At 50.5% G+C, this 23,721-nt stretch carries 20 protein-coding genes; 15 read left to right on the plus strand and 5 right to left on the minus strand.

From position 1 onward, the window contains the following. Window positions 1–6: 6 nt before the first annotated feature. From GmarT_RS02330 to GmarT_RS02340, 3 genes are all read left to right on the plus strand, one after another. The gene (locus GmarT_RS02330) at window positions 7–612 is read left to right on the plus strand and encodes a peroxiredoxin (protein ID WP_230682381.1); all 606 of its coding nucleotides are present in this window, start codon (window positions 7–9) and stop codon (window positions 610–612) included. Window positions 613–771: 159 nt separating this feature from the next. Further along, on the plus strand, window positions 772–1,464 hold the full coding sequence (locus tag GmarT_RS02335; RefSeq protein WP_149302414.1) for a hypothetical protein: 693 nt from the start codon (window positions 772–774) through the stop codon (window positions 1,462–1,464). A 102-nt stretch (window positions 1,465–1,566) separates the two neighbouring features. Next, window positions 1,567–6,177, plus strand: a complete 4,611-nt coding sequence (locus GmarT_RS02340) for an outer membrane protein assembly factor BamB family protein (protein ID WP_187782334.1) — start codon at window positions 1,567–1,569, stop codon at window positions 6,175–6,177. Between the two features lie 122 nt (window positions 6,178–6,299). Here the strand turns inward: GmarT_RS02340 and GmarT_RS02345 are convergent, their stop codons facing one another. After that, window positions 6,300–7,295 (minus strand): AAA family ATPase, encoded by a 996-nt coding sequence (locus GmarT_RS02345; RefSeq protein ID WP_002649244.1) that lies wholly within the window; start codon window positions 7,293–7,295, stop codon window positions 6,300–6,302. Between the two features lie 449 nt (window positions 7,296–7,744). On the opposite strand from GmarT_RS02345, the gene GmarT_RS02350 reads away from it, so the two are divergent. From GmarT_RS02350 to GmarT_RS02390, 9 genes are all read left to right on the plus strand, one after another. Beyond that, entirely contained in the window at window positions 7,745–8,224 is a 480-nt protein-coding gene (locus tag GmarT_RS02350; RefSeq protein WP_002649243.1) for a CBS domain-containing protein, read from the plus strand. 253 nt (window positions 8,225–8,477) lie between these two features. Beyond that, window positions 8,478–9,038: a ribosome recycling factor gene (gene frr, locus GmarT_RS02355; protein ID WP_002649242.1), complete on the plus strand. Its 561-nt coding sequence runs from the start codon at window positions 8,478–8,480 to the stop codon at window positions 9,036–9,038. Between the two features lie 147 nt (window positions 9,039–9,185). Then, complete coding sequence (locus tag GmarT_RS02360) at window positions 9,186–10,373, plus strand: phosphoglycerate kinase (RefSeq protein WP_002649241.1); 1,188 nt, start codon at window positions 9,186–9,188, stop codon at window positions 10,371–10,373. A gap of 319 nt (window positions 10,374–10,692) precedes the next feature. Then, window positions 10,693–11,490, plus strand: coding sequence for a phytanoyl-CoA dioxygenase family protein (locus GmarT_RS02365; protein ID WP_002649240.1), 798 nt, complete (start codon window positions 10,693–10,695; stop codon window positions 11,488–11,490). Beyond that, entirely contained in the window at window positions 11,457–12,686 is a 1,230-nt protein-coding gene (queG, locus tag GmarT_RS02370) for a tRNA epoxyqueuosine(34) reductase QueG (RefSeq protein ID WP_002649239.1), read from the plus strand. The genes GmarT_RS02365 and queG overlap by 34 nt, the downstream gene beginning before the upstream one ends. 135 nt (window positions 12,687–12,821) lie before the next feature. Continuing rightward, window positions 12,822–13,625 carry a 4-hydroxy-tetrahydrodipicolinate reductase gene (gene dapB, locus GmarT_RS02375; protein WP_002649238.1) on the plus strand — a complete coding sequence of 268 codons (804 nt, stop codon included), beginning with the start codon at window positions 12,822–12,824 and terminating at the stop codon, window positions 13,623–13,625. Window positions 13,626–13,923: 298 nt separating this feature from the next. Next, window positions 13,924–14,478, plus strand: a complete 555-nt coding sequence (locus GmarT_RS02380) for a hypothetical protein (protein ID WP_002649237.1) — start codon at window positions 13,924–13,926, stop codon at window positions 14,476–14,478. Between the two features lie 95 nt (window positions 14,479–14,573). Next, the gene (locus GmarT_RS02385; protein ID WP_002649236.1) at window positions 14,574–15,401 is read left to right on the plus strand and encodes an ExeA family protein; all 828 of its coding nucleotides are present in this window, start codon (window positions 14,574–14,576) and stop codon (window positions 15,399–15,401) included. 61 nt (window positions 15,402–15,462) lie between these two features. Then, window positions 15,463–16,146, plus strand: a complete 684-nt coding sequence (locus tag GmarT_RS02390; RefSeq protein ID WP_002649235.1) for a transposase — start codon at window positions 15,463–15,465, stop codon at window positions 16,144–16,146. A 10-nt stretch (window positions 16,147–16,156) separates the two neighbouring features. Here the strand turns inward: GmarT_RS02390 and GmarT_RS02395 are convergent, their stop codons facing one another. The 4 genes from GmarT_RS02395 to GmarT_RS02410 all read right to left on the minus strand — a co-directional run bounded on the left by GmarT_RS02395 (window position 16,157) and on the right by GmarT_RS02410 (window position 19,435). Continuing rightward, window positions 16,157–16,387 (minus strand): hypothetical protein, encoded by a 231-nt coding sequence (locus tag GmarT_RS02395; protein WP_002649234.1) that lies wholly within the window; start codon window positions 16,385–16,387, stop codon window positions 16,157–16,159. Window positions 16,388–16,597: 210 nt separating this feature from the next. Next, entirely contained in the window at window positions 16,598–17,755 is a 1,158-nt protein-coding gene (locus GmarT_RS02400; protein ID WP_002649233.1) for a sialidase family protein, read from the minus strand. Window positions 17,756–17,885: 130 nt separating this feature from the next. After that, a complete protein-coding gene (locus GmarT_RS02405) occupies window positions 17,886–18,428 on the minus strand; it encodes a hypothetical protein (protein WP_002649232.1) in 543 nt (180 codons plus the stop codon). Between the two features lie 287 nt (window positions 18,429–18,715). After that, window positions 18,716–19,435, minus strand: coding sequence for an FMN-dependent NADH-azoreductase (locus tag GmarT_RS02410; RefSeq protein ID WP_002649230.1), 720 nt, complete (start codon window positions 19,433–19,435; stop codon window positions 18,716–18,718). Window positions 19,436–19,570: 135 nt separating this feature from the next. On the opposite strand from GmarT_RS02410, the gene GmarT_RS02415 reads away from it, so the two are divergent. From GmarT_RS02415 to GmarT_RS02425, 3 genes are all read left to right on the plus strand, one after another. After that, the gene (locus GmarT_RS02415; RefSeq protein WP_002649229.1) at window positions 19,571–19,879 is read left to right on the plus strand and encodes a winged helix-turn-helix transcriptional regulator; all 309 of its coding nucleotides are present in this window, start codon (window positions 19,571–19,573) and stop codon (window positions 19,877–19,879) included. Between the two features lie 2,021 nt (window positions 19,880–21,900). Continuing rightward, window positions 21,901–22,863 (plus strand): DUF1559 domain-containing protein, encoded by a 963-nt coding sequence (locus GmarT_RS02420; RefSeq protein WP_002649226.1) that lies wholly within the window; start codon window positions 21,901–21,903, stop codon window positions 22,861–22,863. A 106-nt stretch (window positions 22,864–22,969) separates the two neighbouring features. Further along, window positions 22,970–23,419: a carboxypeptidase-like regulatory domain-containing protein gene (locus tag GmarT_RS02425; RefSeq protein ID WP_081459629.1), complete on the plus strand. Its 450-nt coding sequence runs from the start codon at window positions 22,970–22,972 to the stop codon at window positions 23,417–23,419. The last annotated feature ends 302 nt before the right edge of the window (window positions 23,420–23,721 follow it).

The following is a 23,721-nucleotide window of genomic DNA, read 5'->3' on the forward strand; positions in this document are numbered from 1 at the left end:
AAAGACATGACATTTTCGTATCGTGAAATCCTCGCTTCGATGTTGAGTATTGCCTGTATGTGCGGCCTGAGTGCAAGTGCGTCGGGTCAGTTAAATGCACCGCCGGGCAAACTCGAAGTGGGTGACAATGCACCTGCTTTTACTGCGAAGGATGACCAGGGTAAAGGCTGGAAATCAACCGACTATGTCGGCAAAAAAGTACTGGTCGTGTATTTCTACCCTGCTGATTTAACGGGTGGTTGTACCAAGCAGGCGTGCGGCTTTCGCGATGATATGAAAAAGCTGCAGGGAGAAAATGTGGAAGTGATCGGCGTCAGTGGCGATTCCGTTCGCAATCATCAACTCTTCAAAAAAGAACATGATTTGAATTTCACTCTACTGGCTGATGAAGACGGCGGCGTTGCCAAAAAATTTGGTGTGCCTCTGAAGGCAGGCGGTTCTATCAAACGCACCATCGATGGCAAGGAAGAAACCTTAACCCGCGGTGTGACAGCAGCACGCTGGACTTTTGTGATCGACAAAAATGGCAAGGTTGTGATGAAAAATACCAAAGTCAAAGCCGCTGACGACAGTAAAGCGATTTTGGAAGTGGTGAACCAGCTGAAATCGTAATTACGGATTTGCCTGATTCTTCCGTGGAAAATCTCTGAATCAGGCTGACGGCTCATCCGCAAAAAGCATCTTTCGTACTCGACAGCCAATGTACTGGCGGCGTACAATTGATGCTGCGGGTGAGGTAGTTCTTATCGTTATTGAGGGGGGAGTTGAGCAGTGCATGCTGTCCGTGCCACCAGAATTCTATTGGCTGTCATGTGTGTTTCCCTGGGGAGCGTCGTGTTTGTGACAGGATGTGGAACATCGGGACAAACGCCTCAATCGCTGACCGGTGTTGCTGATCAAGAGTCAGAATCCTCTGCGGCAGAAATTTCCGGAGTAGAAGGTTCTGAGAGTGATGCAGATCAGGATCAGACCGAACGGGTGACTTATCAGTCGGGGATGGAGATCGGCGCGATTCCCATGCCCTTTGAAGTGGCCGATGTGACCGGGCCGAATAAAGGAAAAACGTTGTGTTATCGCTGCCTGTATGGGGAGCGGCCTGTGGTGGGAATTTTTGTCAGAGAACTTGATGAGCCGACGACAGCGTTGATTCAAAAAATCGATTCGGAAGTCGCCGCACATCAGGATGAGAAACTGGCAGCGTTTGTTGTGATGCTGACCGATACCCCCGCTGAAGTAAAAACGGAACTGGAGAAGATCGCCAGTAAAAACCAGATTGCTCATATCCCATTCACTGTTTTTGAAGGAACAGCAGGGCCCCTGGGTTACAATATCAAGCAGGATGCCAGTCTGAATGTGATGATGTGGGAAGGTGTTGTTAAAGCAAACCGGGCCTGGCAGGCAGGGCAGTTGAAGCCGGATGAAATCAGTGAAGTCATTGCTGATACAAGATTGATGATTCATTAACGCTGCTGGATTATTCAAGTGGGACCGCTGGTTTCGATGCACTCCCGGGACCTGTGTTTATTTAAATCAGATTTATGGAAAGTGGAATTCCTGCATTTGCCTATGGTTTCTCAATTAATACCATTTCGACTCCCTGGAAGATGCCATCAATATATTGCTGTAGTGGCGCTGGTTCTGATTCAAAGCCTCATTTCCAATGTCTGCTGCCATGCGCAGCCTTTGCGCAATGATGGGCCTGGTGATGGAATTGGTGGAATTATGGAGGGGGATCTCCACGCGCTCTTTCCGACCAGTCGTCTTTATTCCAAAAGTTTTCAGGATGCAAAGCAACTGCTCAATGAGCAGAAATATCCGGTTGCAATACCAGAGTTACAGTCGATCCTGGATGCTCCTGAAGATTATCTGAAAACGGATTCGGCAAATGGATATGAGAGTCTGAAAGAGGCAGCACAACAGCTGATTGCAACGCTTCCTGATGCCGGCCGACGCTTTTATTCTCTGCAATATGGCCCTGCAGCCGATCAAATGCTCCAGCAGGCAGAAGACCTGGGTGATAACTATCTTCTGCGCGAAATTGTGCGTCGCTATTTCTTTACCAAGGCGGGCGCAGAAGCAGCTTACGCTCTGGGGGGCTACTATTTCGAACGCGGAGATTTCCTGGCAGCGACACAAATCTGGGAGATGCTGCTGACCCAGCATGAACTGGCGATTTCAAAAGAACCGCATCTGACATTTAAACTGGCTGTTGCCTGGTATCATCTTGGTAATATGGGGAAATGTCGGCAGGCATTAATGCAGCTTTCGCGTTTGATAGAAGGGGGTGTTTACCAGTTTCCTAATGGCACGAAAGTTCCACTGTTCTCGGCAGATGAGAATCCGGTAGAGTGGTTATCTCAACTGACAGGCAGGCTTGATCTGCGGGCAGTGCGGGAACAGGATAACTGGAGCATGTACCGAGGCAGTCCCGCCCGGACCGCGTCTGCGGAATTAGCGGTTCCTTCTGCGAAACCCCTCTGGCAGTACTCGACCATTCAAGATCCTTTTCTGCAGTTGCTTAAGGACCCACCACCAGTAGAGGAAATGCTGCAGAAACTGGGGGAACATCGCCGCAAGCATATTGCAGGTGTTTTACCGGCGGCCAGTCCCCTGGTCATTCACGATCAGGTGATATTCAGAACCCATCGCAATCTCAAAGCCGTTTCCCTGAAGACGGGTAAATTAAGCTGGGAGACCACACTTTCGGATGCGCTGTATCAGGAATTGCTCAAAGATCCCCAGAACATGGATGAAGAATTTTCTGGAACGCCACAGACGCCTCTGGAAAAGTATCTGACCCAACGCGGCTGGCAGGATTACACGGCAGGGCATTTAAGTACCGATGGAAAACTGGTCTTCTGTGTGGAAAACCTGGGGTTCATCGCGGGCTTTTATCACTTCAGCAGGCTGGACCGTGAGAATGTACTGGTTCCCAACTCATTCAATCGACTGATGGCATTTGAGGCGGATACCGGGAAATTTGTGTGGGAACTGGGTGGGCCACGACTGCAGAATTCGATTCATTATTCGGGACATTATTTTCTCGGGGCTCCTTTACCCCTGGATGGGAAGTTGTATTGTCTGGCAGAGGAAGGACGTGAATTTCGCCTCCTGGTTCTGGATGCCGCAACAGGGGAAACCATCTGGACACAATCTTTGTACCGCAGTGACTATCCCATTGCCCGCGATTATACCACCGATCGTCGTCCGCTGGATCATATTCGTCGCAGGATGGGATTAAGTCCCTCTGCAGCACATGGAGTACTGGTCTGCCCGACGGGTTCGGGTTGCACGATCGGCATTGATCTCAATCAGCGTAAGCTGCTCTGGAGGCAGGTCGATACCGGCGGTAAAGAGATTTCCATGTTTGCATTGTTTGCCCGCGATGCCAACGAAAATATGGAAGGCTGGGCTGAATTCTCTCCCGTGATTGTCGGGGACCGTGTTCTCATTGAATCAAGAAAGTCACAGACACTGCAGTGCCTGGATCTGTTTGATGGGCGTCTGATCTGGTCACGGCCCAGACGAAATAACCTGTTTATTGCGGCGGTTCATGACGGGAAAATTCTGCTGGTGGGAAATGACCAGATTGAAGCGTTGAAGCTGAGTGATGGCTCGCTTGCCTGGCCGAAACCACAGCTTATCGGGGCTCCCAGCGGCCGGGGAATTGTGGTGAAGAATACCTATTACCAGCCTGTTGAGACGGGAGAAATATTGAGTATTCGTCTTGATGATGGACTTGTTCTCGCCAGAACACGAGTAGATACCGAAACCCTGGTTGGGAACCTGGCAGCAGCAGGAGGCATGCTGGTCTCGCAGAATGAGTCTGAAGTCGTCGGTTTCCGGTCGGTCACCGCGATCGAAGAACAGATTCGACTGGCGAGCCAGTCAAAACAGCCGGAAGACCAGGCTATGGCGCAGTTGCTGAAGGGAGAATTGAAACTGTTTGCCGGGGATGTCTCACAGGCGGTGAAATTCATTGATCGGTCGCTTCAGGTTCAACCGACACTGCGTGCCCGGCGGCTGTATGCCGATATTTTCCTGGAAAGTCTTGATCATGATTTTACAAATAATGAGAACCTGATTTCCAAAATGGAACGCCTGCTGGTCGACGAGGGGCAGCGCAAGCGATTCTTCCAGATTCTGGCAGTGAATTATCAGCAGCGTGGAAATCTGCAGGCAGCGCTGGAGAATTATCTCAGACTGTCTGAACTGCAAGGCCTGCTGGAGTCGGAGCCGGTGAAAGGGGGGGGCTTTGTCCGAACCGACCGCTGGATCCGGGCCCAGCTGGAACTGCTTACACTGCGGTCCTCTGACGAAGATCGAAAGAAGATTGCAGAATTCTTTTCGCGATATTATTCAGAAAAACTGGTACGCGCAGATCGTGCCGTCCTGGAACGATTTCTGGATTGCTGCGGGAATCTTCCTGAAACTCAGCAGGCCCGGATCATGCTGGTAGCCAGGCTGGAGCAGGAGATCGATACTGCGCCGGAAGAAGAGCAGGCTTATTTGCAGAGCTCACTGATGCGGAATCTGGAGCATCTTCGTTCCTCGAAGCAGTCAGTTGTGGCCGCCTTCGCGACAGCCAAACTGACTGAGATTTCTCTCGCCGCAAACCGCAATGTTCAGGCTGAAGAATATATTGAAACGCTGCGGACGCGCTGGCCGGACGTAGTATGCCTGGATGGTAAAACCGCTTCACAGCTGGCAGAGCAGTGGGAATCGCAACTGGCATCCGCGCAGTCACAGCAGGCATCGCCATGGCAGGGAGAGTCTGTTCAGATTTATCGAGAGGAGCAGGAGAAAGGGCAGAACACTTCGCTGACGGTTGAGATCATTGGCCTTTCCAATACATTGTTCAATAACTATCGACTGGAAATCGGGCCGGCAAAAGAGTGGCTCTTTGCCTACGACGGGCAGGGGCAACAGCAATGGTCATTCTCTCTGCTGAACGCGGAAATTGAAGTTCCCCAGCAGCCTTATTTTTCAGCGCGTGTCTTTCAGCAGTATCTCGTTGTCAATTTTGGTTCTGAATTTTTTGTACTGGATACCTTGAATCGCGATCCGGAAGGCCACCCGCTGCTGTTATGGAAGCAGCGCCTGATGTCCGGTCCTCCCAGTGTGCGAGATTATATTTCAATTGAACGTACGGGAGTGGCACCCGTATTGCGCGAGTATATTACGCGAAACGCGGACCGTGAATTATTAGGGCGGATCGGGACAATCAACGAGGAGTTTATCTGTTACCAGATCGGTTCTGATCTGGTCGCCGCCGATCTGCAGACGGGAAATGTCTTATGGAAGCGACAGGGCATTGGAATCAGCAGCAGGCATTATGGCGATGACGAGTATGTGATTGTGATGGTTGGCCAGGAACAAACTGAGCTGCGCTATGATGTGTTAAGTGGGCAGAACGGGAAATTGGTTAATACGTTCAAGCTGAATCAGGGTGAGACACCCATTTTTGCTTTCGAGCGCTATCTGCTCACATTAACGGTCGAAGCGGATCAAAGCCGACTCCTGCAACTGAAGGACCTGACAAATGCTGAGGCAGTCTGGAGTCAGAAGCTGAGTGAGAATTCCACTTATACACTGGGGCAGAATAATGAACTGGTCATGATGCACCAGGATGGGACGATTGCATTTCTGGATCTCATGACAGGCGAACAGAAATTTGAAGTCAAAGGGCAGCCCGCAGCCAAGATCATTAACCTGCTGGTGCTGCGAAATTCGCGTCAATACCTGGTATTTGTCAGCCTGCCTTATGTTGCCAGGGAAAGAGGGGAAGCTAACAGGAACAGGGTGGTGTTTCGATCGTTGAGCCTGACTTCCTACCTGTTTAACGGAATGGTCTATTCCATCGACCGGCAGAGTGGAGAATTAATGTGGTCACTGCCTCTGGAAGCTCAGGGAATTGATTTTTCCCAGTTTCTGGATTTACCGGTGATGACTTTTGGCATTCGCAGGATCAGAGGAACTACCTCAACCGATGGAACGCAGGTTGATCTGCAGGTGGTTGACCTGCGAAATGGGGATGTGGTTCTCCAGGAAACCACGACCAGTAATCGTCTGCGGATCTGGGTCGTACCTGATCTGAAACATCAGAATATTCTGATTGAACCATTTCAGATCCGCCTCAGTTTTGAAGATCCGCCGCTTACCGCACAAAAACCGTAGCGGGTATGACTACAGTCTGATATTGACGTTCTGGACTGGGACCCGGTTACTAGTGGCTTCTGCAGGTTGATTTGGATCGAGTATGATCGATCAAGAGACGCTCTCGTTAATAGAGATGCGCTCTAATACTTATCCTGATCATCGTCGTCGTCATCATAGTCCAGATCATCGAAATCATCATCGTCGTCTTCACGATCAGGGTGTAACGGATTATCCGGGGCAAAGAAGAAGTCTCCCAGTCCCATCGGCATCATATTCCCCCCCAGGTTCTGTTTCCGTTTTTCAGAGAGCGATTCCAGATCGAGGGCATCTTCTCCCAGGCAGGCTTTCAGTGCTTCCAGCCAGACGATATCTTTACTGAGAGGATGATCTTTATCCTGGGCCGCACGTTTCAAAGCCAGACGCAGTACGTTGATACCGTCACGGCTTGAGAAGTCCAGCTTCAGACTGTGTGACTGCTGCAGAAAGTCAACAGTCAGGTCGAGCATATGTTCGTCCGCAAAAGGGAGATGATAATGTAAGATCATCTTTTCATCTTCCCGATTGGGGTGTTCGAGGGTGATACTGGGCTGCAGGCGACTCAAGATATAGTCGGGAATTTCGAAAGTGGATTCGTCCTCATTCATGGTGACAGCACAACGGAATTCCGGGTGCGCGGGAATGGTCACGCCGGCCACAATCGATTCCACGTAGCGACGATGATCCAGCAGCGGTGCAAGGCTGGCCCAGGACTTCTCGTTCATACGATTGCCTTCGTCCAGCACACAGATGCCGCCGCGAAGCATGGCGGTCACCAGGGGAGAGGCGTGGTAAGCGATCTTGCCACTCTCAGCCAGCACGGGAGTGACGAGCAGGTCTTCCGGTCGGGTATCAGCCGTGCATTGAAAGATGTAAAGCTCCTGGTCTCGCGTGCGCGCGCCTGCGATTGCCAGCGACGTTTTGCCAATACCCGGCGTCCCCACCAGTCGCGGCGTCAGAGGCATGTCTTTTTCGTCGATCACCAGCCAGCAGGCGAGGAGTTGCTTTAATGCTTCGTGTTGACCAATCCAGTCACTGGTAGTCTGATCAGCACGTCCCAGGTGCAGTCCTACCCCGTCAATTTCTACGCTTCGCGACATTCGATCAATTTCTATTAGTTAGACAGTCAGTGTTATATAGGAAGTGGATACAGAAGCTGAAACTACCTCAATGTATCCAGTCCTGATTATAGGCGTCTAGAGTCGTTTCTGATAAGTCTGGTCTTCCCTCTCTTCAAAGATGAGAGACAAATTTGGTGGCTCCTGTTCAGAAATGTTTTTTGAATAATTCTTTAAGTGCTTGAATCAGAAGAGGATATCGCTGCTAGATACAGGTGAACCAGCAGGTGATCAAGGGAAATGTTTTTGTGAATCCGCTTGCCGGTTGATAGAATATACAGGTTTCCCACACATGAAAACTATGACGCAGTCGCGTTATTACATATCTGAAGTGAGTACGCACGTCCTCAGCGGTTTTGAAAGCATTTCTTTTGAAGTGTGGCTCATTTATCTTGTGTTTCTAAACGCCAATTTAGAAGGGGGGAGGAGCGATGGATAAACCAATTCTCGCTAAGGACATCATGATCACGAAGTTAATTACATTAACTCCGGATATGGATGTACTGGAAGCAATCGGTATGTTGTTGAAGCATCGGATTTCAGGAGCACCTGTGTTAGACGCCGATCATCGAATTCTGGGTGTCTTTTCTGAAAAGTGTTGCATGGATGTGCTGATTAAAGCCAGTTATGAGCAACTGCCTTCGTCACAGATCTTTCCCTTCGTGGATACAGAGGCCCGCTGTATCTCCGAAGACACCGATTTGCTGACGATCGCGCAGATCTTTCTCAGTACTCCAACCCGCAGGTTGCCCGTGGTGAGTGAAGATCGAACGCTGCTCGGACAGATCAGCCGGCGTGATCTGCTGCAGGCAGGAAATAAGAGTCTGCAGTTTCGTACGAATCTTCCACAAGAGAAAAATCTGCTGTATCTGAGCGGAATCATGAACCGGGAAGAATCCCCCATTTCCTGACCGAATAAGCACTTAGTTATATGATGGGGCTTGAGACAAAGTGAATTGCCGAGAAAAACCAGCTGGACCTGATTCAGCTGGTTTTTCTCGTTCCTGACGGTTTGATTTTATCAGCCGGTCAACTAAAATCAGGGCCGTCGCCGTTTCCAGGTGTAGAACAGGCCAGTGGTCTGAACCAGGGTTCTCAACGGCGTGCTAACGATTATTTGACGAATCTACTCAAGTAAAGCTATCTATTCGAAGGACTTGCAGCATGGACCAGGCAGAAATTTTACTCGACGCGGAAGAGAGAATGGACAAAGCGGTTCACGTGTTCCAGGGGCAATTGCAGGGCATTCGAACAGGGCGCGCGACTCCGGGTCTGGTCGATTCCATTCGTGTTGACTATTACGGATCCCCGACCCCTTTAAAGCAGATGGCCAATGTCAGTGTGCCTGAGCCGCAACAGATTCTGATCCGTCCCTTCGACGCCGGGATGGTCGGTGAAATTGCCAAGGCAATCACTGCCAGTGATATGGGCCTGGCACCCAATACCGATGGGCGTGTCGTGCGGTTGAATATTCCGCCTCTGTCTACAGAGCGACGTCGGCAGATGGTATCACGAGTCAAAGAACTGGCTGAAGAAGCCCGGATTTCCATCAGAAACATTCGCCGAGATGCGAACAAGCACGCTGATCAGTCAGAAAAAGACAAAGTAATGGGTGAAGATGAGCGTGACGATACCAAAGATCAGGTGCAGGAACTGACCAAAAAGTTCGAAGGTAAAGTCAACAGCATGGCGGATGCGAAAGAAAAGGATGTGATGGACGAGTAGTCTTCGTCGCATTCTTTTTCGCTGCAGTTACGCTTTCACTTTTCTGCACATTTTTTAATTCAGGAGTACCTCGAGTCAACTTGAGGTATTCATTTTCAGTATTCAACAATTCAAACTCTGTAAGATAAGAGACTGGTTCAACTTTCCATGGCAAAGAAGACAATCGAAAACGTAGACGTTGCAGGTAAAACCGTTTTAATGCGGGTGGATTTCAATGTTCCATTGAATGACGAGCTTCAGATTACCGATGACCGCCGGGTGCGTATGGCATTGCCTTCCATTAAATCTGTCATAGATCGTGGCGGCCGATTGATTCTGATGAGCCACCTCGGACGTCCAACGGGAGAAGCCAGCGACTCCAAATACAGTCTGAAACCCACAGCGACCTGTCTGGGTGAACTGCTGGGGCAGGAAGTGGCCTTCGCGACCGATACCGTCGGTGAAGATGCCAAAGCGAAAGTCGCTGGCCTGCAGGATGGCCAGGTTTTGATTCTGGAAAACCTGCGGTTCAATGCCGGCGAGAAAAAAGGAGACGCTGCGTTTGCAGGCGAACTGGCTTCCTTCGCGGACATTTACTGTAACGATGCCTTTGGAACCTGCCACCGCACAGACGCTTCGATGGTGGCTGTACCCGAAGCAATGTCCGGCAAACCTAAGGTCGTCGGCTTCCTGGTCGCCAAGGAAATTCAATATCTGACAGATGTGATTGCCAACCCCGAACGACCCTTCGTTGCAATTCTGGGAGGGGCAAAGGTCTCTGATAAAATTAAAGTCATCGATAACCTGCTGGGAATCTGCGATAAAGTGCTGATTGGCGGCGCGATGGCTTACACGTTCTCGCTGGCTCAAGGCGGAAAAGTCGGGGACAGCCTGGTTGAGAAAGACAAAGTCGATCTTGCGAAAGAGTTAATTGCCAAGGGGGGCGATAAACTGATGCTGCCCGTCGACACGCACTGTGGCGATGACTTCAACAGCAATTGTAACAAACAGGTTGTCAAAGCGGGAGAAATTTCCGATGGATTTGAAGGCCTGGATATCGGACCTGAGACCGCAAAAATCTATGCGGAAACCGTGAAATCAGCGAAAACGGTTGTCTGGAACGGCCCCATGGGTGTGTTTGAAATGACCCCGTTTGACGCAGGAACCAAGGCGGTTGCCCAGGCGATCGCGGACAGCGATTCGACCAGTATCATCGGCGGGGGAGACAGTGCCGCCGCGATTCAACAGCTGGGATTTGCTGACCAGGTTTCACACGTCAGTACCGGCGGCGGTGCCAGCCTGGCGATGCTGGAAGGTCAGGAATTCGCTGCCGTTAATCTGCTGGACGAAGCCTGATTCGATTCCCGCTTCAAGAAATAACAAGGCACAGTCCGTCTTCTGGCGGGCTGTGTTTTTGTTTCGGGGAGAGTAAATCCTCGAAATTCGTGAGCAGACAGGTTAAAGTAGAAGTCATGTTTCCTTTAGAGGGAAACTGTGTCCTGATAAAAAATCGAGGGTGGCACTGTCGGCTTGTCCGACAGTGAAATGAGTTATGAAACTCAATGAGGTCGGCACTGTTGGGCAAGCCAACAGTGGCACCGATTCACCCTTCGAGTTTTAATCAGCTTCCTTGATACATGAATGCGAGTCCTGATTGAAAATAGGGGGAAGTGAGATGAGCACGGCCTTGTTTACTGCGGAGCAGTTCGCTGCGTTTCAGCAGGACGGTTTTCTAATTGTGGATTCGCTGTTCACTCAGGAAGAGGTGACGCTGTTAGGTCAGATTGGTCGCGCCGACCTGGCCATGCAACAGGCGACCTTCAGTCGCGCCGATGGAGAAGGGGGCGCGGTCAAGCTGAATGTCGAGAACGAAGTCGGCGAAGATATTTATGGCGCGATTGCCTCCTGCCACCGTGTCGTAGACCGTATGGAAGCGTTGCTGGGAGACGAAGTCTATCACTATCATCACAAGATGATTCAGAAGGAAGCGAAAGTCGGCGGCGCCTGGGCCTGGCATCAGGATTACGGCTACTGGTACAACAATGGCTGCCTGTCTCCTGATATGGGCAGTTGCATGATCGCCGTTGATCGTGCGACGGTCGAGAACGGCTGTCTGCAGGTACTCAAAGGGAGTCATCTGCTGGGCCGCATTGATCATATGAAAGTCGGCGATCAGACCGGCGCCGATCCGGAGCGGGTTCAGGCAGCACTTGAGCGGATGGAATTGTTCTACTGTACCCTGGAACCGGGGTCTGCCATCTTTTTTCATTCCAATCTACTGCATCGTTCTGATCAGAATAAGAGCGAGCATCCGCGGTGGGGTTTCATCTGCTGTTACAATACGCGCCATAACAACCCCTATAAAGAATCGCGTCATCCCCGTTATACCCCTCTGCAAAAACGTGATGATGCTGATGTGCTGAGCGTGGGTCGTACTCAATGGGAACAGATGCAGGCTCATCCCTCGCTCTGAATAATGAATCGACTGTTGAGAAAATTATGGGAGAAGCAACAGGTTCCACCGCCGATGAGCAGAGTCGAAAATCGGCTGTGATCAAACAGATGGCCTTTGATTGTGGTTTCGACCTGGCCGGCCTGGCTCCGGCGATCACTCCTGCCGGCTTTCATCATTTTCTGGAATGGCTGAATCAGGGTTATGCGGGTGAGATGAGTTATCTCGAACGCCGCAAAGACGCTTATCAGCATCCACAGCATGTAATGAGTTCCGTGCGCAGCGTACTGATGTTGACGCTGAATTACCGCACAGAGGAACCCCCGCCGGTCACGGGAACGGAAGCGCGGGTCTCGCGCTATGCCTGGGGAACCACCGATTACCACAAAGTGATTCGAAAAAAACTGAAGCAGCTTTCTCGTTTGATTCGGGAGAAGTATCCGGATTGTGAAACGCGGGGCGTGGTGGATACCGCTCCCCTGCTGGAACGGGATTTCGCACAGTTGGCCGGACTGGGCTGGATCGGGAAAAATACGCTGCTGCTCAATAAGTCGGAGGGGAGTTGGTTTTTTCTGGCAGGGCTGCTGCTGAGTGATGAACTGGAATACGATGAGCCACATCATTCTTCGCATTGTGGCACCTGCACGCGCTGTCTGGATGCCTGTCCGACCGATGCCTTTGTCGCAGGGGGAGTTCTGGATGCGCGGAAGTGCATTTCCTATCTGACCATTGAATTACGGGATCAGCCAATCCCGCAGGAGTTACGCCCCGGTTTAGAGGACTGGGCATTTGGGTGTGATGTCTGTCAGGATGTCTGCCCGTGGAATCGAAAAACGCCTCTGAGTCGTGAAATCGCATTTCAACCCGTGGAAACATATGCTCCCCTGGATGCCTGTGAATTATTGTCGCTGGATGAGGTTCAGTTCCGGGAACGTTTTCAGAGTACGCCCATGTCTCGCGCGGGGAGAGCCGGTTTATTGCGGAATGCGGCGATTGTGCTGGGGAACCGGGGAGATGTGAGTGCCGTGCCTGCGTTGAAAAACGTACTCAATGATCGAGAGCCTTTAATTCGCGGGGCAGCAGCCTGGGCACTGGGAAAACTGGGAGATGCAGAGGTGCAAACCTTTCTGAAAGAACAGTTGGCTGTCGAACCGGAGCCGCATGTCAGGCAGGAACTGCAACAGGCAATTGCAGATATGAATATACAAAGCAAATAAACTGGAAAATGCAGCGGGAAAGTATCAGGCTCTAATGGAAAAAATGGATGTCGTAGATTACGATCATCTGAAGCAGCCGTGATTCAAAACACAAATAGATGCCATATATAATATAATAGATAACGGGAGTCAGAGATGGGCGATCAAATTCTTATCGGAGTCAATGGAGCCGCTGGTCGGATGGGACAGCGTGTGGCAGTTCTGGTCTATCAGGATCCGGATTTGAAACTGGGAGCTGCTTTAGAGTCAGAGAATTCGCCGGCTCTGGGGAAAGATGCTGGCGAAGTGGCAGGCATCGGCCCCATCGGGGTCGAGATCCAGTCAGAGTTGACGGATCGTGTCGATGTGATCATCGACTTCTCCCTGCCCGCTGGTCTGATCAAAATTGCCGGCATCTGTGCCGAACGGCAGATTGGTCTGGTCGCTGCAACAACAGGTCTGACTCCCGAACAGCGGAATGAAGTGCTGACAGCTTCACAGACTACCCCTCTGATTCTCGCACCCAATATGAGCCTGGCAGTGAACCTGATGATGAAACTGGTCCGCGAAGCTTCTCATTCGCTGAAAAATTCGCCGGGGGGCGTCGATGTGGAAATCATCGAACGTCATCACCGGTTTAAGGAAGATGCGCCCAGTGGAACCGCTTTACATTTCGGCGAAATCGTCGCCGATGAAATGGGCCAGACAGAACACGTTCACGGTCGGGCAGGACGTCCGGGGCCACGACCTGTTTGCGAGATTGGTTATCATGCCTTGCGCACCGGCGATAATGTCGGCGAGCATACGATCGTGTTCGGCATGATGGGGGAAACGATTGACCTGACCGTGCGCGGGCATACCCGTGACAGCTATGTTTATGGTGCACTCGCGGGAGCGAAATACCTGGTCGCTCAGAAGCCCGGTCTGTACACAATGGCGGATGTGCTCGGTCTGAATTAGCCCGTATCCAGGTTCCCTCAGCATCTTCAGGGTTATCGGGCCGAGACTCATCGCGCAGAACCACGATGGTAAAATGGGTGGGCAATGTTCGCTTGTTTTGCCAGGTCTATCTGGTTTACCAAGTCTGTGAAATGGTCAAGAGTCCTACACTTCGCAACCGATAGAAGAAGAGCGCTGACTGCGTCTCTTTAGAGCAGGTAGACAGGGAACTGGTGATTGAATCGCCGACTCTCTGAGGCTCAGGGATTGAGTTCTTATCTGCAGTTACCAGGTTATTCAGCTCTCGAAGGAACGAGTGATGAGTTGGCTTAAGTCTCTCAATTATAAACGTTTTCTGCAATTATTCTCGAAAAGCAGTACTGCGTCAGAGCCCCGTTTTCTGTTTCGCTGGAATCAGACGACGAAGGTTTTTGCCGGTCTGCTGGCGAGTGTGTTTTCGATGATGGCGTTATTGTCATTTTTCGGATCGCTGGAAGAACCAGTCGAAGACAAGGGGTCTGAATCGCTCTCTCCCGTGCTGGGTGCCAGTGATGAACTCTCCATGGAGTTTGGCCTGGACGCGGAATTGCCGCTGCAGGACCAGGCAATCACAGATCCAGACGCGAAGCCCCCTGTTCATCAGGATGTGCTCATTCAAACGGTCTCAGCCGAACAGGCACCTTCAGCAGACGCTGATCAGGCCGCAGTCTTGCATGCAGTGGGGCAGCAATCAGGAAGCCCCCATGGACATATTCAGCAGGTTGGGGGAGAACACCCGATCTATGTGACCCCCAGAGGATCAGCGGGAAGTCGATCTGTTTTACAGGATAATGAAGCGGCCTGGCTGACAGGGGAAATCGAATCGCTTGAATAATCGTCGGTAAACAAACTGGATTAACGTCCTCATATCAATCTATTGAGTGTCAGTACAAACACCCGACACTGAAACATACGCGGGAAACAGAGTTTATGTATCAGAGCTACTGGAATCTGAAAAGTGGTCCCTTTGAAGAAAAGATGGACGCTTCTTTTTTTTACGACAGCAATCCGCATCAGGCAGGCTTGTTAAAGCTCGAGTATCTGATTGAAAACAGCAAAGGAGCCGGCCTGCTGGTGGGTGGGTCTGGTCTTGGCAAGTCGTATCTCTGTCACGTGCTGAAAAGTCAGCTGGCTGAAATTTATCAGCCGTTCGTACATCTCGTCTTTCCACAGTTGTCGCCCATTGAACTGATTTCATATCTGGCAGTCGAACTGGGAGCAGAAGAAGCCGGTATTGAGCCGCTGGTTCCCGGCAAAGACCGCATCGTCCGGGCCTTGCATCGACAGCTGCAGTTACTCTGCGAACAGGGATATAAGCCGGTCATCGTGATTGACGAAGCACATCTGATCGTCGATCAGCGGATCTTCGAAACACTGCATCAGCTGCTCAACTTCCAGCAGACTTCCGACATCGATTTCACACTGCTGCTGGTGGGCGACCAGTTACTGCTCAGTCACCTGCAGCGTTCGTCTCAACTGGATAATCGCATCGCCGTGCGTTGCCTGCTGAAATCATTTTCGGAAGAAGAAACACAGAGCTACGTGGAACATCGCCTGCAGGTGGCAGGCCGCAGCGAACCGGTCTTTGAACCAGAGGCATTCCAGACACTGTTTGAGCTGACACAGGGAAATCCACGGAAGATTAATCGACTCTGCGATCTGGGCCTGCTGGTCGGTTATGCGGATGAATTACCCCTGATTACGTCCGACGTGTTGGAAGCCGTCGCTGAAGAACTGGTGACGTCGATCCCGGATTAGAAAAAGGTGTCAGGAACCTTATATTGACAGTTTAGGGGGATTACGTTAGAATCCCCTGATTATGGGACGACCAAAACGCGCCGCACAAGCGGGATATATTTATCATGTGTTGAACCGGGCGAATGCCCGGATGACGATCTTTGAGACGGACGAAGACTACGCCGCGTTTGAGCGGATCCTGTCGGAAGCGGTCGAGCGGTTCGAGATGCGGCTGCTCAGTTATTGCGTGATGCCCAATCATTGGCATCTGGTCGTGCATCCCAGTGAAGACGGCCAGCTCTCCCGCTTCACCGGTTGGCTCACGCTGACCCACACCCAGCGCTGGCACGCCCATCGCCAGAGCACCGGTTCAGGCCACGTTTATCAGGGACGGTTCAAATCATTCCCGATCCAGGGCGACGAGCACTTCTATACTGTGTGCCGTTATGTTGAACGGAATGCCTTCACGGCGAAATTGGTGAAGAGGGCCGAAGACTGGAGTTGGGGCAGCCTGTATCACTGGAAACAGGGAGCGAACGAACCGCAGCCGTTGTTATCTTCCTGGCCACAGAGACGCAAACCGGGCTGGGCCGAGTATGTGAATCAACCGCTGACCGAGCGCGAAGTACAGGCGTTGGAACGCAGTATCCAGCGCGGCGCTCCCTTTGGAGACGAGGAGTGGACCGAGAAAACAGTCCAACAACTTGACCTGGCAAGCACGATAAAGCCCCGCGGCAGGCCACGAAAAACAGAAAACGGTTCCTGACACCTTTTTATTACTCGGGTGCTGCGTTTGTTGCCTCTCTCAGTTTCAGCCGGGCGATCTGGGCAGCAGAGGGGCTGTCTTTTTCAAAGAGGTCGCTGGCACTCGCGTTCGTTTCGCGAATGGGCTGGTCGGCGTGAGCACGATTGTCCATTACAGACGTCAGACCAGCAACTGTGATTGTCAGCAGCGCGATTATCAGTCTGCTGGTGCATGTCATGTAATAACGTGATTCCTGATTCATCAGCTCCTGTCTCCAGCTTCGAGTTGAGAGAAGTGAGAATGTAGATACCAGACAAGAAAAAGCAATCACTGTTATCGTCTATTCTATCGTAGTTGCTGTTTTAATGGATAGACCGAATCGCGATGGAGTTACAATAGCTGTGAATACTTAAAGGTTCGGGACCCCAAAAAAGTCCTGCCCCCGTATTGCGATTATGCGTTCTGTTTCCGATCACATCACTTTTGATGTTGAAGCGCGAATGCACTGCCAGTGAATGCTGGTTTCATTTGTCGATTGACCGGCATAAAAGATAACCAGAAGTTCATTGTCAGGCAACAACGCTGTCGCAGGCAAACCAACAGCGAAATTGGACATCTCCTCCCAGGCAGCAAGCATGTCGCCTGGTCGCATCAAATTTTGGGATGCTCCCTGCGAATAGAGTATTATTTCACTCTCTACTGGCCAATGATGTCCGCCATCTTTGCTGGTGCGAAGCTTGATAGTGGGGGTTTCTGTGCGATCTACATAAACCATCACAAGCTGACCATCTGATAAACGCACTGGTGCTGCCGGTTGACCAGGAACGTCAGTATCCCAAAACGTCGACCAATCGTCATAACTGGTTTCAGTCTTTCGTGCATGTATATTGAGATATTCGCCAGTCTCTCGATCAAACGTCCAGAATAGATTTAACAGTTCATTGTCCCCGACCAGTGCGGGGCGTTGATCCCAATAAAATATTCTCAATGCCGGGTCATCACTGGTGACAATGTGATTTGACCAGGTGTGACCATCATTGTCAGAAAGCAGCAGGATCGAACGATGATGCCAGGGTGTCTTGTCGAAATAGGGCTTATTGAGTTCAAGTTGAATCGCCAGCAGGCTGCAGTCCTCTGCATCACGGAATTGAAGAATCGGTCCTGTCAACGGCGTAGGAAGATGGTCGAACTCACTACTGACAAAGGTCGGCGACGACCAGGTCAGGCCATCATCTTTTGATCGACTCAGACAAATTCGAGTATCGAGTAACCCCTCCGTCTCTTCATTGAAAAATGGTCGTGAGGGATCACGATCATCGACCCAGCAGAGTGCTGCGATGAGTGTGCCATCTTTCAAGGCCGTAAGATACGCTGCGCGAAAACTGCCTGGAGTCAGTTTGTCAAATTGAGGTGGTTCAAAAGGCCTTATCGGCTCTGACCAGTTGGCCCCTCTATCATCAGACCAGCAAAGCAGCGGGTGTTGGCCCGACAGGCCACTTTTTTCAGGCGCTGCCCGAAAACTCACTAACCAGCGTCCTGTCGTGGAAACGCACACGCCGGGGAATGCGCAACTTTGTCGGTCAGTTCCAATATGAGACGGATAGACAATTCCTTGATCGATAATCTGCATGGTAAAGTTTCTCACGAACCTGAACTCTATGATGAAAAACAATCAGACATGGAACCACTTCGTTTACACTTCTTGACAACATCCAAGACAGTCGCTGACCCCTTTAATCTCTCCTGGCACTCGGCTCACTTTAAGGCTTTTCAGGCGGAGGTTTAATCTCAGTTGCCGGTGTTTCTGTTGTGGTGTTTGCTTCAATGATCGCTGCGGAAGCTGATTGGGGTTGTGACTCTTTCGCTGGTTCCGATTCGATTATTTTTTTACCTTTGAGCAGGCTCTTTGCTGTATTCCACCAGGCCACCATGTGCAAAATCACCATTACCGTTCCGGCGATCAGGAAGAACCACAATCCGAGAAACGATAACCACTCTTGAAGGTCTTTAGATGTAACTTGATCCCACCACTTACACCATTTACCTTCATATAGATCTAATAACAGGTAATCCCACAGAAGAAACAGACCAAGCAAAAAGGCAGAAAGCACCATGGGAACATCAGCCAGAGTCAACCACCCCAACTTCTTCCTTAGATCCCATTTTTTATCTTCTGTCTTTTGATCATTCCCGGGCAAATCTTGAATTTTTTGAATTGCGATCAGTCTAATGGCAGAAAGATAAGCAGATAAAGTGACGGCTAACCCAAAGATCGCCAGCAGGCTACTTGTCTCAGTAATCATGATTCAACTCCTCTCGACTGTGATCAGGGTCAAATGAAAAAATACGCTGACAGAATGGCTGAAGAACTATTCGTCAGACTCAATTCGAGAGTGCCTGCAAAGGCCAGTTTAACAGATGATTTCTTTTGTCGAAAGTAGTTATTTGATTTCTGCTGCTCAAACAAATCACTTCCAGGGACAGAGAAAAGGGGACAGGGTTCAATGATAAAAGAGTCCTGGTATCTCGGGTACGAGCAGTATTGAACCAGACTGACAGGTTTGATGTAGCTGGTTATATTGATAAGAGCTCATCCCTGACGGCCATCAGGGATGAGCTGCGACTTTGTAGATCGTCGAGTCCTGGTTAAGGGGGCAAGGTCGCCCTTTTGCGGTTGGTCTTCGGCGGCAAGCCTTAGAATATTTCTGCGAGCAGACTCTAAGGAGTTGACTAAAGCCGCACCACCATGCTCGTCATTTTCGGCGGCGATAATCTCTAAATCGGTCACGCCGATGAAGCGAAACACCGTCCGTAAGTGGGGATCAAGATGGTTATTTTTCTCGTTTCGACCACCGGAACCGTAACCACTATCACCACGGGAGATAACCGCAATCATCCGTTTACCATGAATGAGCGGTGTATAAGGTGATTCTTCGTTATCGGGATTAAATAAGAACGTTCGACCTATACGCACAATCTGGTCTATGTAAGCTTTGAAGCCGCTTGGCATTCCGAAATTGTAAAAAGGAATCCCGGCGACAATCACATCAGCCATTAATAGCTCGTCTATCAGTTCGTTGCTCAAACGCAAGGCATCCTGCATTGCCTGGCTGCGTTCGTTCGGTGGCGTAAATGCCGCTGCGATCCACTCTTCCGTTACGTGTGGCAATGGGCTTCGTCCAATGTCACGATACGTCACGGTGCTGTTTGGGTGGTTGACTTGCCAGCTTTGCACAAAGTCGGCTGTGAGACCACGTGTGTGAGAACGGTCGCTGCGGGGGCTTGAATCAATGTGGAGCAGGTGAGGCATTTCAGTTCTCCTTTTCAAAAAAAAGTATGGGTATCTGAATTACTTTAACTTTGCTGGTATAATTGCCGTTCACGAGGCAGATTCAACCGGGCACAAATTTGTGGGGTACTTTCTTTTAAGTAGGGTGCGAGAAAGATGAGTGAAATAGATGTAACCGAAGTCTTCGAAAAATGCCTGGGTTGTCGTTACATGGTGGCACTGCTCCGACGAATTGAACAGGGAATTCAACGTCCGGGGCAATTGGAGAAGGCAGTTGACGGGATGACTGCGAAAGTCCTTTCGGAGCGACTAAAGCGACTCGTCGAATATGGCGTCGTTACAAAGACGAGTTACCCCGAAATTCCTCCACGAGTCGAATACACTTTGTCTACTTTTGGTCAACGTCTGCTGGAAATCATCGACGAAGTTGACATTCTTCATAAGGAAGCTCGGTTGAAGAAATGACAAACCGACCGTGGGTTTCCGCCTTCCAGTGCGAGTGATCCGGAAGGCGTAGCGATACTGTTTGTTACGATATCCCCCTTTTTTTCGTACGATAACTGCACACCACACGCCGAGATATGCAGGTGATCTCTTCTCGTTGATGGTCTAATTCCAAAATCAAGACCCTTTCGTCATAATCTTCGCATATGACCCTGGTGAAACAATAAGGGTAAACACAAATGCATGAAAGGTTACCGTGTGCCACGGTCCGGCTCGTCCGGCCGTGCCGTGAAAGTAGTGAATGCTTGGTTCTTGAAAAATCGCTGCAGCTACGACCTCCTGCTCGCTCCGCTCGGCCCGAATTGCATTCGGGCTTACTCACTTTCGTGTGGTTTCGTGTTTTTCGAGGTAGAAGCAACGGGTTCGTTTGTTTGATCGGTTCCCATTGCTGTGTGAAGCAGGTTCGAACATCATCAGGCGGGCGGACAGATGGTGCCGACGCTGCGGCGGGGCTGGTCGGGCTTATTGATCTGGTTTGAATGTCTTCTCCGACAGTTTCCTGTTGTCTGCGACAACCCCGGATTACATCCCAGGCTATCCGCTTTTTTCGTTCACATCAGCTGCGGATCTGGAATAGTTCGGTAAAAGAACCGGAGCTAACGCGCTGCGGCTAATCTGGGACACGCTTCTTCATCATCCAGTGGTTCGGGATTTTCATCTGTGGGGGGCGGAGACGCATCTTTTATAATGCTGTGTGAAACGTGAGATGTGAGTGTCATACCATCACTGTTGGGCGAGTCAACAGTACTACCCGGTCGGCTCGTCCGGCCGTGAAAACAGAGTAGGGGAAGCCTGGTTCTGGATTGTATGAGGCAGCTGCGACCTCCTGCTCGCTGCGCTCGGCCCGGATGTATATCTGGGCCTACTCTAATCTTTGGAACTGGTTCGGCAGGCACTGTCGGGCAAGCCGACAGATGGCACCCGGCAGTTTGATATTGCTATCACAAAAAAAGAAAGCATACGAAAAATATGAAAGGACACGAAATGGGATGGGGTGAACTGCTGCAGTTTGAGAGTAGAGCAAGCCATGACAAATGCATTGTCGGGCCAGCCGACAATGGCACCCGATGTTTCTACTATGACTGGCATGGTTCTGTCTGCCTGTTACTGGTCTGGTGGTTTGAGATTTGTTTTCATCGTACCTGGGAAATCTTATGGAAAGGCATGGGGAGGTCAAGCAGGATGAACAGAATCGGGTGGCGATACTTGTTGACAGGGGGCCAATGTGGGGCGGTGCTGGAGCGGTGCCGGGGTGATGGGCTGCGATGTGCGGCGACCCGCAGGCATACATCACGAACAGGTGTTGTTTCAGGCAGTGCAAATCTGGAAAAAACAGGCTGTTTTATAGTGAAGACCTGGAACAAGTGGTGCGTGTTTCAGTGCACTGTAAACTGGTCACGCGCGCGACTCAGTTTGTCGTTTATCGTCACCGGCGCGCAAGCGTCAAGGGGAGTTTATGCAGCGTGAGTGATCAAATGAGGGGAATAGAAACTTCAGGACTGAACGGTGCTGACTGCTGGTCAGATCAGATCTTGTCGATCCCGAGACGATTTCTAAAGTGATTGCCTGGGTGGAGTGTTTCGCTCTCCGGTCTGGAGATTTCAAGCCTGGGCGGGATAGCAGAGAAAATACTTATTTCATAATGATTTACGAGAAACGAGAGTGGTTTCCATTTTGAAAAGGAGTGTCTGATAGTGATATGTTTTGGTCTGAAAAGGAATCGGTTCCCTTTTTTAATTTCGTATCATAAATAGCTTAGACGTCCATTTCTTTTCCAGGATTGATCGTCCGCTCATCTATCAATCGTTCTGAGTGAAATTCCACTCTGCAATATATCTGACTGCTGTGATCAGAGATCGCTGACTCACTGATTATCATTTTCTGCAATTTATGAAAAAGTGAATCAGCCTGCCCTGATCAGGCATTGAATTTCATTCGGGTGTAAAGAGTGTTTCAGATTATTTTTGACAAAGGTGAAAAAAATGAAACAGGAGCAATGGCAGAAACGTGGATTTACACTGATTGAGTTGCTGGTCGTGATTGCAATTATCGCGATTTTAATCGCTCTGCTGCTCCCGGCTGTTCAACAGGCGCGCGAAGCGGCGCGGCGTTCCACCTGTAAAAATAATCTGAAGCAACTTGGATTGGCACTTTATAACTATCATGATACTCACCGAGTTTTTCCTCCGGGGAATATTGGTCGCTGCAGTACGCCCGACTTGAACAGTTCGGGGCTTGTGCAGTTGTTGCCGAACCTTGATCAGGCACCACTGTATAATCAGTTCAACTTTAACGGCACGATGTATACCTGGGAAATATCAGGCTGTAACAGTGGATTGATCGGAACGCACGCTGATGATCCTTCAACCAATGGGAATCTCGCGCCTGTGCAGGAAGTACTGCCGGCTTTCCTTTGTCCCAGTGATCCGAACCCTACTCGTATTCCTCCTGGACAAACATGTTATGCTCCCACTTCTTCTGATACGACGCATGGTGGAGCCGGGAGAACCAATTATGACTTCGTTTCCAATTTAAGAAACTGGAATTCGTGTGCCCCCTGGAATTCGATCAATTTGACGACGCGTGCCATGTTTGGTGATGACAGCAAATGCAGTGTGCGAGACATCATTGATGGCAGCAGTAATACCGTGGCGATGGCAGAAACGACACGATCGGTCCGGAATGGGAATTCGACAGCCTGGGGTTATCGCGGCCATACGATGGTAGGCGTGAGCTTTGAGCATACCGGTATCAATGTATTCGCCGTGGATGGTGCCGGTACCGGCAGGCTGGACAGCTGGGGATATGCAGGAAGTCTGCATCGCGGTGGAGTTCATATTCTCATGGGAGATGGTGCCGTTCGTTTCCTCAGCGAAAATATTGATACCACCACGCGGATTAATCTGTCCCGCATTGCCGATGGTCAGGTTCTGGGTGAGTTTTAGACGGAGTCCCGTTTTACTGGAGTGTCTTGAGGGCTGTTTGAAACGAGGATCAAATTACTGGTTCAGACAACCCAGCGAAATGAAGGTTTTAAAGGGAGAGTCAGGAATGCGGTTTCGAGCTTGTGTGCTTTTGATTATTTCAGGCTTCCTGGTCGGTTGCGGTGGGGCTCCTGCAGCGACACCGCTTCCTGAGACGGTACCAGTCACTGGTATTATCACATTAGATGGGAAGCCGATCTCTGCTGCGGCAGTCACGTTTATCCCGCAGGGGCAGACCAAGGGTATCGAATGTCAGGGTACAACTGATGAAGGGGGGCGTTATCAACTCCAGCAACAGCATGGCGCGGAAGGCGCGCCTCCCGGAAATTACAAGGTTGTCATCAGCCGTCTGTTGCGTGGTGATGGAACACCGTTGCCTGAGGAGGGGGCAGGTGCGGGAGGAATTGCAGTTGAGTCACTGCCGCCCCGGTATAGTGACGTCCGTGTTTCGCAACTGACAGCCGTCATTCCTCAAGCTGGTGGTGAGTTCAATTTTGATTTACAGAGTAAGAAATAATTTTCAGGAGGAATATAAGATTTCTGCAGCGTCACGATTCGTGCGGCTGGTCGGAGCGGCAATTTTGTCGCAGGCCGAAAGTCAAATCAACTGAAGTTCTGTTTCTATTATGCTGCTCTATGAAGCAGATGCTTCAAATAACGTGGTGATTCAGTCACGATTGCATCCTGTTCTGTTGAACTCTTGATGAATCTGTGAAGCAGCCCTTGCGAACAGAAGGGTTTCGCGTTCACAATAGGCGAATTCAATTCCGCCCGGAATCGGGTATATTGTCGCATTTTCAGAGCTTTCTGTATCGGATC

It is taken from the genome of Gimesia maris (assembly GCF_008298035.1).
Classification (GTDB): Bacteria; Planctomycetota; Planctomycetia; order Planctomycetales; family Planctomycetaceae; genus Gimesia; species Gimesia maris.